The sequence below is a fragment of the Rhodocytophaga rosea genome (assembly GCF_010119975.1).
GTDB classification, from domain to species: domain Bacteria; phylum Bacteroidota; class Bacteroidia; order Cytophagales; family 172606-1; genus Rhodocytophaga; species Rhodocytophaga rosea.
The window spans coordinates 142,243-156,701 of the sequence record NZ_CP048222.1 but is presented as its reverse complement, the minus strand read 5'-3'; the positions used below and the strand labels follow the sequence as shown (position 1 = coordinate 156,701).

At 39.0% G+C, this 14,459-nt stretch carries 16 protein-coding genes; 9 read left to right on the top strand and 7 right to left on the bottom strand.

The annotated features are described in order from the left end of the window. Positions 1-559 precede the first annotated feature (559 nt). A complete protein-coding gene (locus GXP67_RS00735) occupies positions 560-934 on the top strand; it encodes a hypothetical protein (protein WP_162441388.1) in 375 nt (124 codons plus the stop codon). A 110-nt stretch (positions 935-1,044) separates the two neighbouring features. Here GXP67_RS00735 and GXP67_RS00730 read toward each other — a convergent pair whose 3' ends face one another. After that, on the bottom strand, positions 1,045-1,365 hold the full coding sequence (locus tag GXP67_RS00730) for a hypothetical protein (RefSeq protein WP_162441387.1): 321 nt from the start codon (positions 1,363-1,365) through the stop codon (positions 1,045-1,047). A 531-nt stretch (positions 1,366-1,896) separates the two neighbouring features. On the opposite strand from GXP67_RS00730, the gene GXP67_RS00725 reads away from it, so the two are divergent. From GXP67_RS00725 to GXP67_RS37690, 3 genes are all read left to right on the top strand, one after another. Next, on the top strand, positions 1,897-2,295 hold the full coding sequence (locus GXP67_RS00725; protein WP_162441386.1) for a helix-turn-helix domain-containing protein: 399 nt from the start codon (positions 1,897-1,899) through the stop codon (positions 2,293-2,295). A gap of 85 nt (positions 2,296-2,380) precedes the next feature. Then, complete coding sequence (locus tag GXP67_RS37695) at positions 2,381-2,656, top strand: transposase (protein WP_162441385.1); 276 nt, start codon at positions 2,381-2,383, stop codon at positions 2,654-2,656. Positions 2,657-2,667: 11 nt separating this feature from the next. Then, complete coding sequence (locus GXP67_RS37690) at positions 2,668-2,940, top strand: transposase (protein WP_162441384.1); 273 nt, start codon at positions 2,668-2,670, stop codon at positions 2,938-2,940. A 73-nt stretch (positions 2,941-3,013) separates the two neighbouring features. Here the strand turns inward: GXP67_RS37690 and GXP67_RS00710 are convergent, their stop codons facing one another. Next, entirely contained in the window at positions 3,014-3,445 is a 432-nt protein-coding gene (locus GXP67_RS00710) for a PRC-barrel domain-containing protein (RefSeq protein WP_162441383.1), read from the bottom strand. A gap of 94 nt (positions 3,446-3,539) precedes the next feature. On the opposite strand from GXP67_RS00710, the gene GXP67_RS00705 reads away from it, so the two are divergent. After that, positions 3,540-4,307 (top strand): IS5 family transposase, encoded by a 768-nt coding sequence (locus GXP67_RS00705; RefSeq protein ID WP_162441382.1) that lies wholly within the window; start codon positions 3,540-3,542, stop codon positions 4,305-4,307. A 151-nt stretch (positions 4,308-4,458) separates the two neighbouring features. Here GXP67_RS00705 and GXP67_RS00700 read toward each other — a convergent pair whose 3' ends face one another. The 3 genes from GXP67_RS00700 to GXP67_RS00690 form a co-directional block, all read right to left on the bottom strand. Continuing rightward, positions 4,459-4,677: a hypothetical protein gene (locus GXP67_RS00700; RefSeq protein WP_162441381.1), complete on the bottom strand. Its 219-nt coding sequence runs from the start codon at positions 4,675-4,677 to the stop codon at positions 4,459-4,461. A 51-nt stretch (positions 4,678-4,728) separates the two neighbouring features. Next, a complete protein-coding gene (locus tag GXP67_RS00695) occupies positions 4,729-7,944 on the bottom strand; it encodes a CheR family methyltransferase (protein WP_162441380.1) in 3,216 nt (1,071 codons plus the stop codon). Between the two features lie 274 nt (positions 7,945-8,218). After that, positions 8,219-9,283 (bottom strand): response regulator, encoded by a 1,065-nt coding sequence (locus GXP67_RS00690; protein WP_162441379.1) that lies wholly within the window; start codon positions 9,281-9,283, stop codon positions 8,219-8,221. A 410-nt stretch (positions 9,284-9,693) separates the two neighbouring features. Here GXP67_RS00690 and GXP67_RS00685 point away from each other — a divergent pair, with 410 nt between their 5' ends. Both GXP67_RS00685 and GXP67_RS00680 read left to right on the top strand, forming a co-directional pair. After that, positions 9,694-9,858: a hypothetical protein gene (locus tag GXP67_RS00685; protein WP_162441378.1), complete on the top strand. Its 165-nt coding sequence runs from the start codon at positions 9,694-9,696 to the stop codon at positions 9,856-9,858. Positions 9,859-9,938: 80 nt separating this feature from the next. After that, positions 9,939-10,316, top strand: coding sequence for a hypothetical protein (locus tag GXP67_RS00680; RefSeq protein ID WP_162441377.1), 378 nt, complete (start codon positions 9,939-9,941; stop codon positions 10,314-10,316). Between the two features lie 1,137 nt (positions 10,317-11,453). Here GXP67_RS00680 and GXP67_RS00675 read toward each other — a convergent pair. Beyond that, complete coding sequence (locus GXP67_RS00675) at positions 11,454-11,669, bottom strand: hypothetical protein (protein WP_162441376.1); 216 nt, start codon at positions 11,667-11,669, stop codon at positions 11,454-11,456. A 442-nt stretch (positions 11,670-12,111) separates the two neighbouring features. Here GXP67_RS00675 and GXP67_RS00670 point away from each other — a divergent pair, with 442 nt between their 5' ends. After that, the gene (locus tag GXP67_RS00670; protein WP_162441375.1) at positions 12,112-12,774 is read left to right on the top strand and encodes a porin family protein; all 663 of its coding nucleotides are present in this window, start codon (positions 12,112-12,114) and stop codon (positions 12,772-12,774) included. A gap of 39 nt (positions 12,775-12,813) precedes the next feature. On the opposite strand, the gene GXP67_RS00665 is transcribed toward GXP67_RS00670, so the two are convergent. Next, positions 12,814-13,074, bottom strand: a complete 261-nt coding sequence (locus GXP67_RS00665) for a hypothetical protein (protein ID WP_162441374.1) — start codon at positions 13,072-13,074, stop codon at positions 12,814-12,816. 227 nt (positions 13,075-13,301) lie between these two features. Between GXP67_RS00665 and GXP67_RS00660 the strand changes: the two genes are divergently transcribed. Then, entirely contained in the window at positions 13,302-14,450 is a 1,149-nt protein-coding gene (locus tag GXP67_RS00660) for an AI-2E family transporter (protein ID WP_162441373.1), read from the top strand. The last annotated feature ends 9 nt before the right edge of the window (positions 14,451-14,459 follow it).

Sequence of the window (14,459 nt, the reverse complement as noted above, 5' to 3'; positions counted from 1 at the left end):
AAACCTTATCTGAACAATCAATCTCATTAGGTCATTTAATAATCGGCGGCACTAATAACTTTAGCAACCTGTCCCTGTAATCCATAGATATAATGTTTAGAATGGTTTGCAAAATTCAACCAATAAAGTAGAAGGAGCCTATACAACAGTCCTCTACTGCTTGGGCAGTGTTTGTATACAGTAGTGTGAATAATAAAATAGGAGGTATTCTCTTAACAAGCGACCTTCCATGATAATTAATCTTCTATGAAAGCCATCAGAGAGATTTTCAGGTTGTACTTCTCTTTTTCGGAAATCCTTGGGTTAACAAGGTTGATTAAAAGTATCAGATGTGAATAATGCTACTGGTAATCTCTGCTCTTGTAAAAGCCAATATTAAAAGCTGAAATAGTTGGCCTCAATGGAATCAGCACACTTTTAATAATATAAATTATTAATTATCAGTAATTTGCAACTATAAAGCTAGTGAGCTGGTTATCTAAGTATCCTGCCTCAAATGGGGGAAACCATCATGAATTTAAAATCTATTTTTTTTACATTCTTACTAGGAGCCTGTAGTATGCTTGCCACCCGCTCTTTTGCTCAAACTGATTCGGTGAGAGTAAATAATGAAAAGCAAATGGCTACAGAAACCAATGAAAGAAATACAGAGCGTCTCAAAACAGAAATACAAAAGAATGAAACCCTGCAGGGTGAGGCCCTCAAAAGTGAAGGCGAGAAAAACCAAAATAGATTAAAAGATGCCGAAAACCTCCAGAAAGAGAACAGAGCTAAATCTAAAGAAGCCAGTCGTATAAGCCGGGATGCATCGTATGCTGCCAAAGAGTCTAAATCGGCAGCCAAAGCAGAGAGGAAAGCCCAGAAATCCAGAATGAATGCCGATAAACAAGCAAATAAAGCAGCCAAAGCTACTGAGAAATCCAACGGGAATTAATTTCTTTTTTCAACCCTGATCTTATACTGATCAGGGTTTTTAAGATTATGCACACCACGCTGACCGCCTGCCAATATTCCCAACTTCTGCACTTGAAAGCTATAAGTCAGTTATTTTTTAAAGCTGGAAAGAATACTATTTATTGCCTGACTCGCCTCACTTCGGGCACGGCTGAATTCTGAGATCTTATCTATTTTATCTTTTTCCTGCCAGTATCCCTTTAAATGCCTCGATGAGTGATTTTGAAGATCATCTAAGGCCAGCTTTTTGCGGCCTTCAAAAAAATCATCTCTGGGGCTATTCATATTGGTAATAATCTCCATGGATTGTTCAATAAAGGATTCGAGTGCTTTCGCCTTATCATCGCCTATTGATAAATCATTGACTTGATCTAAAATATTTTTTAATTCTGTAAGTGAAGATTTGCTCATATCTATAACTGTTGTTTACGTAAGCTTATTTTATTAAAACCCATCTGTTGGACTGTGTAAATTATTATGTAATGTGTCAGTTATAGATAAAACTCTATTTTGTGAAAGCGCATCTGCTTCTACTATGGCTGATTGAAAGTTGCCTTATACAAAGCAATACTTTTCATAATTATTTCATGGGCAAGGTTTTACCTGAAAAATTGTCAATGACTACCTGTTTTTTTCAGGCTTTTATAATTTTCAAAAAGTTTCTCAATTCTGCCTTAAAATGTGGGGAAACCCAGTACTAACTTCTGTATAGTTTACATTCCCATATTTGGCAACTACAACAATAATTTTATCATCGGTTTCGCCTGAATCTAATGAATACACTATCCCGAATGCTTTTGCTGCTACAAAACACAGGAGAACTACATCTATTGGGAAGAATAAAAAGCCTGGAAGATGAGGATCTTACCAATACTATAGTAGTTAATTATAAGTAAGTGTACAAAATTAAGTATAAGTTTTTGACAAATGGTATCTTTGGCTATGCGTTATATCAAGAAGATTACAGACAAGCAAAAACAAGACTTAGAGAAGATTCATAAAGATAGTAAAAGTTATCAGGAACGTAACCGTTGCCAAGCTATACTACTATCCAATCAAGGCTATCAGGTACAGAAGTTAGCAAGCATTTTTCAAGTTAGTGAGCTAAGTATCTACAAGTGGTTTGATCGCTTTGAAAAAGCAGGGGTGGCAGGGTTGAAGAATCAAAAAGGAAAAGGTAGAAAACCCATCCTCACCACTAGGAATGCTACTCATGTAGAAGTGGTAGAAAATAGCATAGACAAAGAAAAACAACAGCTTAAACTAGCCAAGCGGAAGATTGAAGCTAAATTAGGTACAGCTATGAGTGAGATGACCTTGAAGCGGTTTAAAAAAAATTGACTACCGATGGAAACGCTTCCGCAAATGGTTGAAACCCTTGCAAAATCAGCAAGAATATGAGCGAAAGCTTAATCGATTGTACACTTTGCTTTATTTAGCACAGGCAGGTAGGATAAACGTATATTTTGGAGACGAATCAGGATTTTGCCTTACTCCTTGTGTGCCTTATGGATGGATCAAAAAAGGTAAACATGCCCCTATTTTATCCCAAAGAAGTGCAAGGGTGAATGTGTTTGGCTTGTTGAGCACAGACAATGAGTTGCTTACTTATCAGAAAAGTGGGAGTCTGAATGCTACCTTCATCATCGAATGTGTAGATGCCTTCTCAACATCTATCACCAAGCCCACTGAATTGTCCTAGACAATGCTTCCTTGCATACTTGTGGCATATGGGAAACCATAAGAGGAGAATGGGAGCAGAAAGGCTTGTATATCTTTTTTCTGCCTAAGTATAGTCCTCATCTCAACAGGATCGAGCGCTTTTGGAAGCAGGTCAAATACCATTGGCTGAAAGCAGAAGATTATCTGTCCTTAGATATGCTCAGGCAGGCACTCCACACGATCTTTTCAGACTTTGGCACTTATTTTATGCTTGATTTCAAAGAACTTGAACTAGATGAAAATCTTATACTTAATTTTGTTTAAGTACTTATATACTTTTTATCTAGATAAATTCCTTTGTAGGATTATTTGGTTTTGAAAAGATAAATGAAAAGACTTATCCTCCTGTGTTAGGGCCCATAAATGCACCCCAGGACGAACTATTACCAGCAGCATACCCATGGCTATTCGTGGCAGGCCAGTGACTCTTATCAAAACCAGGTTCCTTGTTAAGAAGCTCTTTATCAATATCCAGAGTAAATCTGCGGTTTACCTGATCTAACTGGATTAGTTTAAAGGGAAAGGCAAATAGTTTTCCACCCATGCCTAAAAAACCTCCGTATTCCAGTATTACATAACTGATACAGCCTCCCTCCAGATCTACCATAATATCTTTAATCTTGCCAATATGTTCTCCTTGCAGGTTGTATATCGGATCTCCAATAATGGAGGTAGCCGTAAGAACTTTTACCGGCCAGTTGGCATTTGTGCCCTCCTGATTGTGGCCACTCTCATTATTAGATGCTAAGTCTTGTTCCTGTTGATTCATAGTTTTACATTTTAAGAGGATGTTTTGAGAGAATAAAAATAGAGTAAAATAAAGAATCAGTGAGTAAACTTGAGGTGTCTAATCATCAAGTTTTATGCAAGAAAGATTTTGCGAACTCACCGATTCTCAGTGGGAAGTTATCAAGGAAATAGTCGATAACCAAAGAAAGATCAAATATGAAAAACGCCTTATCCTCAATGCCCTGCTATGGATCTTAACCACAGGCAGTCAGTGGCGAAATATGGAAAGTAAGTATCCACCCTGGCAAACAATCTATTACCATTATCGGCAGTGGAAAAAGCGGGGTATCATTGAAGAGTTGTTAGATTCTTTAGCTGTCCGAGAAAGAAAAAAAGCAGGTCGGCAAGCCTTACCAAGTGTGTTAGCTATTGATAGTCAAAGTGTGAAAATCATACAGTTTACCACTGAGCACAAGGGAATAGACGGCAATAAAAAGGTGAATGGCAGAAAAAGACATATAGCTGTGGATTGTCTAGGTATACCTTGGGCCATTCACATTACGGCTGCTAACATAGCCGATGCTACAGCAGGCTATGAGTTAGGCTGCAAGTTAAAGGGTAAGTCTTCGCGCCTGCATACATTAAAAGCAGATAATGGCTATAAAGATACATTTGTTGAAGAAGTAAAAAGAGAGTATGGATGGAGGGTAGAAATTGTACAAAAGCCTGAAACTGTAAAAGGCTTTGTTCCAGTGGGTGGTCGTTGGGTAGTAGAAAGAAGTTACGGATGGCTCAATTCCAAGCGAAGACTCAGCCGTGATTTTGAGAAAACCACAGAAAGTGCTCAGGCAATGCTACAATTAGCTTTTGTGGATGTGCTCCTTAGAAGAATTGCCAAATAATATTTCAAAACATTCTCTAAGTACGGATTGTTAATTTTTATAGATTTACCACCTGGTGTTTGATATTAATTACAGTAAAAAAGCACAGCTTCTTTTTAGCATTAATTTATATCTACAAGTTGTATCTACAAGGGCACCTTCTGCCCGCTTTTTATGTCCCTAACAGAGACTGCAATTCTTTTATCTCGCGAAACTTAAGGTTGATTTTTTTAATAGTATCCGGATTTCTGTTGCCGCCTATCATTAAAAAATTATCTTCTATTATTTTTTCTGCGACAGTGTATTCTAAAAATAAATCGTCAATGAGTAGAATATAAATCTCACTTTTTAACGCTTGTATTCTTGTATGTATATAGGCTAACTTTTCCATTGGAGGCATTTCCTTTTATAGGTAGAGAATAAACATTCACCAACAGATGATTTATCGCTTAAAAAAAATACAAATACTTGTCCCTTTATTTAATTCACTGCTAATTTCAATTTTTCCACCTGCGGCATCAATTATTTTTTTTACCAGATACAAGCCTATCCCTTGGCCCTCAATATGTTTGTTGAGCCGCCGGTACATCGTAAACACGGAAGCAATGTGCGCTTCCTCCATGCCTATGCCATTATCAGCCACGTTGAGCTGCACAAACCCATCTTTGAGCAAGGTGCTGATTACAATCTGAGGTTCCCGTTGCGGGGATGTAAACTTGATGGCATTGCTGATCAGGTTATAGAGAATGCTGCGCAGATTCTTTTTTGAAAATCTGATTTCTGGTATCTGCAGGTTTTCCACTATGCTTACTCTCGAAGAAATAATTTTATCCAGGATACTTAGCTTAATATCAGAAAGCAGGGCAGATATATTTTTATTTTCTTGTTCCTGAAGCATTTCGCTTTCTATTTTTCCTACACTGGCCAGTTCTTTTATAGCCTCCTTAAATTTATGAATGGAATCATCCAGCATACGATGATATTCTGCTGTTTTAACACTATCGGCTTCTACATCGGTTTTGATGAGATTAATAAGCCCTTCAATGGTAGAAAGTGGGCCTAACAGATCATGAGAAGCAGCATATACGAAGTTATCCAGGTCGGCATTTATTCTTTTTAAGCTTTCGTTGCTCTGGTCTACTTCTTCCTGGGCATGCTTTAACCTGGTAATATCGGTAAAGGTAACAATGGCACCATCCTGCTGTCCACTGATTTGCCTGACATACGGCATGGTCACTACCTGATACCATTTTTCTTGCTTATCCTGCACCTCGCACATAAGTACTTCTCCGGTGGTATTTACCTTTTTCAGATTTTCTACCAGGGTATCAGGTTGGAGGTTGGATGTGATCTCGCTGATGGGCCTGCCCAGGTCACTCTCTTTGAGATTAATAAGGTTGAATGTAGCCGGCGAAAACTTTTTCAACAGTAAATTTTTGTCTACAAACAACTGCCTGTTCACATTGCTGGAAAAATAGTTATTGAAATCATCATTGAGTTCCGTAAGCTCCTTTATTTTCTGCTTGTGTTCGGTATTGATCGTTTGCAATTCCTCATTCAATGATTGCAGTTCTTCATTGGCGCTTTGCATTTCTTCATTGGCCGAAAGCAATTCTTCTTGTAAGGGTTGCCGCTTTTCATTAAAAGACTCAATTTTTTCAAACACTTGCTGCAGGTTCTCTCTCGCTTCTTTTAACTCAGCCTCCATATCAGAGATGTATTCACGGATATGGAGCACTGGATCAAACAGCTGTGTTTGCTCTTCTTTTGCCCCCTTTTGCTCTTCACTGAAAAGTACCACAATTAATTTCTGGCCCGTTTTCCTTACCACAAAAGGCTCAATGAGTACATTTATCAGTAAGGAACTCTCTTCTTTGATCTGCATCCGTTTGAGTACAACCCGTTCATTATGCTTGATAGACCGGTGAGCCGCCGCACCAAAAACGCCCAAAAGAGCTCGTGGGAGTAATTCTGACAAGTTAAAATTAAGTACTTTAGGCAGCAGATAGGGGCTTAAATCCCCGAAGGTGTGCAATATATTCAGATTGTGATCCAGACAAACACCGGCATATCCGGAAGCATGCAACACCACTTCATTTATATCTTCTGTAAAATTATGTTTAAAATAAGCAGGCTTTCCTGTGGCAATATCCGGAAAGGCAATGGCCGGCAGATCTTCCAGTATGGGTGGAACAAAGGAATAATAGGCTTTTTCAAAACTGATACCGGTTTTTTTGTACACTTTCCATTTTTTGTTTACTTCAGCAAAAGTGAGGCCCAGGTGCCTGGTATTTTCGCTGGAACCTAAAAATAAATAGCCACCTTGCTGAAGGCCAAAACTCAGCATAGACAATACCTTTTTCTGTAGTACCGGCTTCATGTAAATGAGTACATTGCGGCAGCTGATCAGGCTCATGTGGCAATACGGCGGGTTTTGAGCTAGGTCATGGGTGGCAAAAATGAGCATTTTCCGCAGGCCAGGCTTTACTTTATAGCTATCTCCTTCTAACGTAAAGTAGTTCTTCAGTCTCTCCTGCGATACATCACCCGATATACTTTCGGGGTAAACGCCTGCGGAGGCAATGCTGATCACCTTTTTGTCAATATCTGTGGCAAATATTTTTACTTCCACTTGCCTGCCCGTTTTGTCCAGGTATTCTTTAATCAGGATAGCTATGGAATAGGCTTCTTCTCCGGTAGCACAACCGGCACACCATATTTTGAGTGTTTCACCCGCAGGATGCAGTTTTATAATATCCGGAATAATGGTTGTTTCCAGGTATGCAAATTCCTCCTGGTCTCTGAAAAAAGCAGTAACATGGATGAGAAGATCCTGTGAGAGTGATTCTAATTCCTCAGGATGGTTAGACAGATAATTAACGTAGGCTTCCGGGGTATCCAGCTGGGTAGCGGCCATTCTTTTGTAAATCCTTCTTTTAATGGTGCCCCGTTTATATCCGGAAAAATCATGGGGAACATGGTCCTTAATGAGTTTAATAATAGCCACCAGGATAGTTTCATCAATATCTTTTACCTCTTCCATCTGCATATCTTCTGCTGTGACTGAAATAAACCCGTCGGCATATTGTGATACAAATTCTTCAATCGCTTTTGGCATCGCCTGAACGGATAATACCTTGTTTGTAAAGCCTGTAGCAATGGCTGAATCAGGCATTTCCCGGTAACTGGCGGTAAAGGGGTCTTGTGCAAGTACAATACCGCCTGCCTTATGAATGGCTTTTATTCCACGGGTGCCATCGGTTCCTTTGCCTGTCAGGATGATACCAATGGCTTTATTGCCTCTCTCGGCAGCCAGAGATTTAAAAAAGGTATCAATAGTAAAGTGAGGGGCTACAGTTCCGAGCTTGTTGCTCAGGTACAACATTCCCTGCCGGATGGTCATGTATTTATCATAAGGTATGGTATACACTTTATTTACTTCCACGGGCATTTCATGCTGGGCTTCGCAAATCTCCAGTTTAGAGTGTTTGCGGATAATCTGAGCCAGTATGCTTTTGTAATCGGCAGACAAATGTTGAACGATAACATAAGAAACGCCATCCGGAAAAGTATGGTCAAAGAAGGATTCCAGTTCTTCCAGGCCACCGGCCGAAGTACCGATCGCAATAATATATTGTTGAGGCAAGGTGTTGTTCATTTCATTTTATGGCAAACTTGTACAACAGCGGCAAATGTTCAGGCCCAAAAGACCAGGGATGAGAAGCAGACTCAGCAAAGGAATGAATGTATGGGAAATGGTTTTTCTGCGCTGCTTGTCTAATTTCAGCTATCGCTGACAGATAATGCGCAGATAGATGTTTGGCCGGAAAGTTTGCCTGCTGTCTGCCTGTAAAGGTAGAAGGTAGGATTCAAAACGGGTATGACCTGTATCACGCTAGCCTGCGGCCAGAATGATATTGGTCAACATCAGGTTAGTTTTTCATCCGCATTAATTTATTGAAGTTCAGAATGGTAATGCTGTTTTTGGTCGTTTTCACAAGTTGTTCATCTTTAAAATCGCTTAACACCCGGATCACTGTTTCTTTGGAAGCACCTACCAGGTTGGATAAATCTTCCCTGGAAATGACCATCTCCAGGGAATTTATGCCTTCCGGATGGTATTTGCTTTGAAACAGCAGCAAGGCTTCGGCTACTCTTTTCCGTACCGAATGGTAAGCCAGGCTCAGCATCCGTATTTCCTGTTGTATCAGGTCAGAAGAAAGCATTTTGATAAACTGGTTGGCTATATCGTGGTTGTGGTGGAGTAAAAAAAGAAAATCCTGATTGCGGATGGTACATACCTGCGCATCTTCCATGGCCTCGGCAGTGGTGGAATACGCAGTTCCTTCCAGCAAATTACTATATCCTATATATTCCCCTTCGCGGCTGATATGAGTAATGTATTCATTGCCGGAGTGGTCTGTTTTGAAAACCTTTACTTTGCCATAATTAATATAGTATAAACAAGTGGGGAGCTCTCCTTCAGAAAACAATACCTGCTTTTTCTTATAGGCGATGGTGCGGTATTTATCTGCCAGAAATACCTGCAACTCATTCAATCCCCTGGTTTCCTCAGGAAATTCATCGGATGAATGGACATTCTTCCGGACTTCTGCCTGCTGGAGATCCATCTTTTGTAACTGCATTTCTACCGCTTCCAGGAAGTTAACATCTTCAAAAGGTTTAATCAGATAATCATCTGCCCCTGCACTCATTCCTTTTCTAAAATCCCCTTTTTTATCTTTTTCACTCATGAAAATAAAAGGAATACGCTCGGTAAGCGGGTTTTTTTTAAGGATATGCAGTATGCCAAAACCATCCAGTTCAGGCATCATAATGTCGCAGAGGATGAGATCGGGGAATGATTGTATCGCCATTTCAATGCCTTGTGCGCCATTGTGGGCATGCAATACCTCGTAACTGGCCAGTTCCAGAACCTCACCGGTGTGTTGCAAACCTTCCTGACTCTGTTCAATTAATAAAATTGTCTTCCCCATTACTGTTCCTTATAAAATTAGCCCTATAAGTGGAACACCAAATGGCTAAGATTCGGCTTGAATGTCCAATATATATTTCTATATCAGAAAATACTAGTGACTGATAACGATCATTCCCATTTATTAGCAGGCTGACGGCTGTCATACTATGCCTGGGTATAATAGTATACCTTTGTGGGATAATACTTATACACCCAACCCTTGTAAGCCGGCAGATCATGATGTGAGTATATTAAACAAACGCAAACCAGGAAAGTAGCAAAAGCTTAATAAAAGCTGTGTATCCGCTATGGATGCTTATACACCTTTCTAAATAGCGCAATGATATACTTTTACTGATATGTGGTTGTTTCATTTTTCTCAACGTATACCTACACTGGCACCAACGCCTTACTCCTAAATTCAATATCATGTCAAAAGACAACAGTGATTACAAAAAAACCTTACAGCAGAAAGACCATAAGATTCAGGTAACGGATAGTGCTAAATTAAAAACTGCTCCTGCCAATGCCTCCGGTTCCCGGGATGATTCCATGAGAAAACAGGCAAATTCAAAGAAAAAGAATAAAAAATAATACCCCTTATTCTAGTAAGCCTACCTAATGACAACACGATTCCCTACGCCACCAAGCGGAAGAAATTAAATTAAAACCCGATGATATCCAGTAGAGAATTGAGTTTAAACAACGTGATTTTATTTAAAGGGCAACAAATTATCTTAAATAAGCCCAAATTGCGCCATATTATCGATGGTGATCGTATGCTGGCTGATCTTCAACCCATTCACCTAACGGAAGACTGGTTGAAGCAGTTTGGGTTTACATGCATAGAAAACGGCTATTCTCTTACCCTGTTCGAGCACACTGTTCTGTGTGCCCGTCAGGTAAGCGAAGGGTCATTTACTATAGGCTTATCCGTGAATGGCACCTGGTCATCACTACCCTATATGTGTGTTCATCAGTTACAAAATTTGCATTTTGCTTTAACTGGCCGGGAAATTACGCTGGCTCTTTCCACCCAAAATCAGAATTAACTGAAACGTACCAGACTACTAATAGAGCCTTCATGAGATAGTATTTTGTAGGAGGAGCCAGACCGATACAGCGGAATGTGATAGGGTATTTAATTATCATGAAAAGCTTCTTTCAGCTCAATATCCTGAACCTAATTTGAGAGGCTATTGTAGATTACTTCTGCATAATACTTATCCAGCCAATACATGTTTAGGGTAGTATCTCCTTCAAACTTGTTATCAACAAACTTTCCATACTCACATACATATTGAGCTTATTGCTGAAGGGGAAGTTGTCGTAATTGGAGAGGAGAAAGCATAAAAAGAGAGGGGTTAAAGTATATTCAGTGGTCAGATACCAACTTCGCAAATTTAAATTGCATGATCCAACCTGCTGCCTTCCGAACACCGGGATAAATACATACATCAATGCTATATACTACAACTCCATATGCCTAATGGGAAATAAGCATTTTACCGGTAATATGAGTGTGAATTTGTGTTTTTCTAAACCTAGCATGTGTCAACAATTAATTTAAAGCCTGACTTCAGCGATCAGGTTTTTATTTTATTCATGGGTTTTCCGAGAAAATTCTGGGCGGTTCAGATAAGTGTTTAGGCTCAATCTAAAGCAATAAGAAATTGTAGTATCAGATATTCACTCCATCAGTTTCACCCTGACCTCATTCAGTCCTTTCTTACCCATTTCAATATCAAAGATTACTTTGTCGTTTTCTTTTACCGGATTAAACAGTTTATTGCTATGCAAAAAATGCATTCTTGTGTTTGATGAGCCTTAATGAAATCATAACCTTTTCAGTTTATTCAATAAACTGAAAAGGTTATGATTTCATTTTGCAGCTGGCGTAGCTGTTTGTCTGACAACACCAATTTGGATATCTGCCGGTTGGATGAGAGACTTTTCTTTGGGGTCGGCACGGGAGGAAGAAATATTGTGACCTTGCAACAAAAAATGGACAAAAGTTAAGCTGCTATTTGATGTTGGTCTAATTTTGCTTCCTATTCAATAGGTGTCAAGTAGTCAAACGATACCCTATGAACTCTCTTTGCTATACCGACTCAGAACCTTCCATTTTTGTCGCTTCAATAGATTTTATGTCACAATAATGTAACAGCTCTGATAAATAGCATTGTATATTAGGGTTTATATAATAATGCTTCTAATACATATATTTCTTCAAATTTCCTGTTCACATGCTCAACTTTATTGATGTCTCCTGTTAATAAACTATAGTCAGGCCCTGAGGATAGCGTTTCTGCCATCTCTATACTTAATCCAAAGTCAGTGATTAATATATTATTTATCTGGTTCCTTACATAGCTAATTCGTTTTACCACTATAGATTTTTTCATGTCTTTAAATTTTCTATCATTGTTTGACCAATTGACAAGTAGATAATAAAAATAGCTGATTACAGATTTATGTATTCAAATTGAAATACTCCCACTGCATCTTTGCAAAATAGAATAAAGACCTGGAAGCACCGATGATATCTATCAATCTATAAAAGGTACCCAATGATAATAATCATTGTGATTATTATCTCCAGTCTTCAACCGCATATAAATATAATCTGCCAATATTAAATCTACTCTTCCGAATAGGTAGCAGGTAAACAGATTCTGGCAATTTACTTTGCTGACATGTATCATCCTCCATACTTTTCAGGCTGACCGCTATCATTTCTGATGTAGTTTTATAGGTTTACTTTTACAGATGAATATGCAGCTTCTTTAAAATTTCTATTGAGCCTTATACACATTCATTTTTAATCAGTTTAAATTTATTCATATCATGAAACCAGCTAAAAAATCAATTATTAATACATGGGTTACAGGCAGCCTTTTTACTGCCTGCTTATTAACCGCAGCATTCTCTGCCAACGCACAGGATGACCGGCAATTCCGCTTTGGCGTGAAAGGGGGAGTTAACGTTTCTAACCTATATATAGATGAGGTTAACGATGAGAAGTCGAAAGTCGGCTTGCATGCCGGTGTATGGATGAAAGCACCTATCGGAGAATTTTTTGCCATTCAGCCAGAATTGCTATGGTCATCGAAAGGAACTAAAATCGGAACGTATCAAAATATTCCCTTTGCACAAGACGGACAGGTGAGATTCAACCTCAATTATGTAGACTTACCAGTATTAGCTTCGCTTACCTTAGGCCCTATCAGCATTCAGGCTGGTCCTTACGTTTCCTATTTATTTAATGCGAATGTGAAGAATTTAAAACAAGACCTGACCACCGACTCCGTGCTAGAGCTGGACAGAAGTGATTTTAACGCCGTAGATTATGGACTGGCAGGAGGTTTAGCCCTGGATATAAAAGGATTTCAGATAGGGCTCCGGTACAATTATGGCCTGAGAGAAATTGGCAAGAGTGACATTGCCGGGCAGATCACCCGAAATGCTAAAAATTCTGTTGCCCAGGCTTTTATCGGGATAGGTTTTTAAACCTGGGAATGCAAGTGAAAGAAACCACCTCGTTATTTTTTAACCAGGTGGTTTCTTAATTATATCTATAAGCCACCTAACAATTGTGCGTATGTTAGTAAAAGAAAACATGGTTAGTTTTTCACTCATAATCCCTGGAGTAGCCCTTACTCTAACCTTATTAATGTATGGCCTGATAGCCGGGAGGTCAATATGTGTAGCCGTTTCTTTTTCTATCTTCTTATCATTCATTTTATACCCCATAGTCAGAAGATTAGACAGGTGGAAGCTAAGGCGCACATGGATTGTAGCTACATCCATAGTGGGAGGGCTTATTGTTTTTATTGACGGGCAAATTGTGAATCATCTCAAGCGTTTGCTACAGCTTTAATCAGAGCTAGCTGATTATCTGAGGATTACATTGTTAGTATAAGAATACAGGTATATTTACTGAGTTTATAAAAAGTAACGATGCAAATTGATTTCAGTTCTTATCCAGAGAAAGTATATACTTCTGCACACCTACCTTTTTCTCCAATTATTAGTTTATGACAGCCAAAGAAAACAAGATCAGCCTTCCGCTTACCATTGCCAGTGTATTACTTATCATTACATTATTGGTATATGGAATGATGGCTATGCGGGCAGTGTTGATTCCTCTTGCCTTCTCTATTCTGCTTGCAATCATTTTATATCCCCTTTGCCGGCGGCTTGAAAAGTGGAAAATAGGCCGCATATGGGCAATTATTATTTGCCTAATTGTAGCCACCGTTCTGGTAGGTGGGGTGATTACTTTTATTTCTATGCAAATTATGGCATTTTCTAATGATTTGCCCCAGCTCATCGGAAGAGCCAATCAACTTCTGGAAATTGTACAGGTATGGGTAGAACAGACGTTTAATGTTAAGCAATCCAATCAGATTCCCTTACTAAAGAATTCCTTAACTGAATGGGCCAAAACACATGGGGCATTATTTGCCAGTACGATTTCAGCCACTACCTCTACACTTGGAAGCTTATTGCTGCTGCCTGTCTTCATATTTTTCTTTTTGTTGTACCGCAATTTTTTTACTCACTTCTTTCACAAAGTTTTTAATAATACACCAGTAGCAAGTATAAATACCTTACTCAAAAAAGTGCAGAAAGTGGTGCAAAGCTATGTATTAGGACTTGGCCTGGTCATTTTAATTATAGCTGGTTTAAATATTCTTGGATTGTTGTTATTAGGCATTGAATATGCCATTTTCTTCGGTTTGCTGGGTGCTTTACTTACCATTATTCCCTATGTGGGTATCTTTATTGGATCACTTCTTCCAATCCTGATGAGCCTGCTTACCAAAGATTCAGTGTGGTATGCGGTGGGGGTAGCCGGAGTTTTTTTTCTGGTTCAGGTACTGGAGGGCAATTTTATTACTCCCAATGTAGTAGGCTCTAAAGTAAGTGTAAATCCGCTAGCTGCCATTGTAGGTTTAATTCTGGGAGGAATGTTGTGGGGAGCTGCCGGAATGATACTGGCCTTGCCTTTTATCGCTGTTCTTAAAGTAATATTCGATTCGGTAGAAAGCCTGGAACCTTATGGGTATTTGCTGGGCGAGTCTGTAGAAGTAACTACTCAGAATAAAGATTTAACTGAAAATTTATCCGGCCGAATTCAGGCAGCTATAAAAAAACAATCTAATTCAAAGCTAAAAAATTGAAAAGTCTAC

What these genes read in the sequence shown, in the direction of transcription:
- GXP67_RS00660 (WP_162441373.1), top strand. Translation starts at nt 13,302, where the DNA reads ATGACAGCCAAAGAAAACAAGATCAGCCTTCCGCTTACCATTGCCAGT.
- GXP67_RS00700 (WP_162441381.1), bottom strand. Translation starts at nt 4,677, where the DNA reads ATGGAAAAGTTAGCCTATATACATACAAGAATACAAGCGTTAAAAAGT.
- GXP67_RS00725 (WP_162441386.1), top strand. Translation starts at nt 1,897, where the DNA reads ATGCGTTATATCAAGAAGATTACAGACAAGCAAAAACAAGACTTAGAG.
- GXP67_RS00705 (WP_162441382.1), top strand. Translation starts at nt 3,540, where the DNA reads ATGCAAGAAAGATTTTGCGAACTCACCGATTCTCAGTGGGAAGTTATC.
- GXP67_RS00670 (WP_162441375.1), top strand. Translation starts at nt 12,112, where the DNA reads ATGAAACCAGCTAAAAAATCAATTATTAATACATGGGTTACAGGCAGC.
- GXP67_RS00680 (WP_162441377.1), top strand. Translation starts at nt 9,939, where the DNA reads ATGATATCCAGTAGAGAATTGAGTTTAAACAACGTGATTTTATTTAAA.
- GXP67_RS00710 (WP_162441383.1), bottom strand. Translation starts at nt 3,445, where the DNA reads ATGAATCAACAGGAACAAGACTTAGCATCTAATAATGAGAGTGGCCAC.
- GXP67_RS00675 (WP_162441376.1), bottom strand. Translation starts at nt 11,669, where the DNA reads ATGAAAAAATCTATAGTGGTAAAACGAATTAGCTATGTAAGGAACCAG.
- GXP67_RS00695 (WP_162441380.1), bottom strand. Translation starts at nt 7,944, where the DNA reads ATGAACAACACCTTGCCTCAACAATATATTATTGCGATCGGTACTTCG.
- GXP67_RS00735 (WP_162441388.1), top strand. Translation starts at nt 560, where the DNA reads ATGCTTGCCACCCGCTCTTTTGCTCAAACTGATTCGGTGAGAGTAAAT.
- GXP67_RS00685 (WP_162441378.1), top strand. Translation starts at nt 9,694, where the DNA reads ATGTCAAAAGACAACAGTGATTACAAAAAAACCTTACAGCAGAAAGAC.
- GXP67_RS00690 (WP_162441379.1), bottom strand. Translation starts at nt 9,283, where the DNA reads ATGGGGAAGACAATTTTATTAATTGAACAGAGTCAGGAAGGTTTGCAA.
- GXP67_RS00730 (WP_162441387.1), bottom strand. Translation starts at nt 1,365, where the DNA reads ATGAGCAAATCTTCACTTACAGAATTAAAAAATATTTTAGATCAAGTC.
- GXP67_RS00665 (WP_162441374.1), bottom strand. Translation starts at nt 13,074, where the DNA reads ATGGATGTAGCTACAATCCATGTGCGCCTTAGCTTCCACCTGTCTAAT.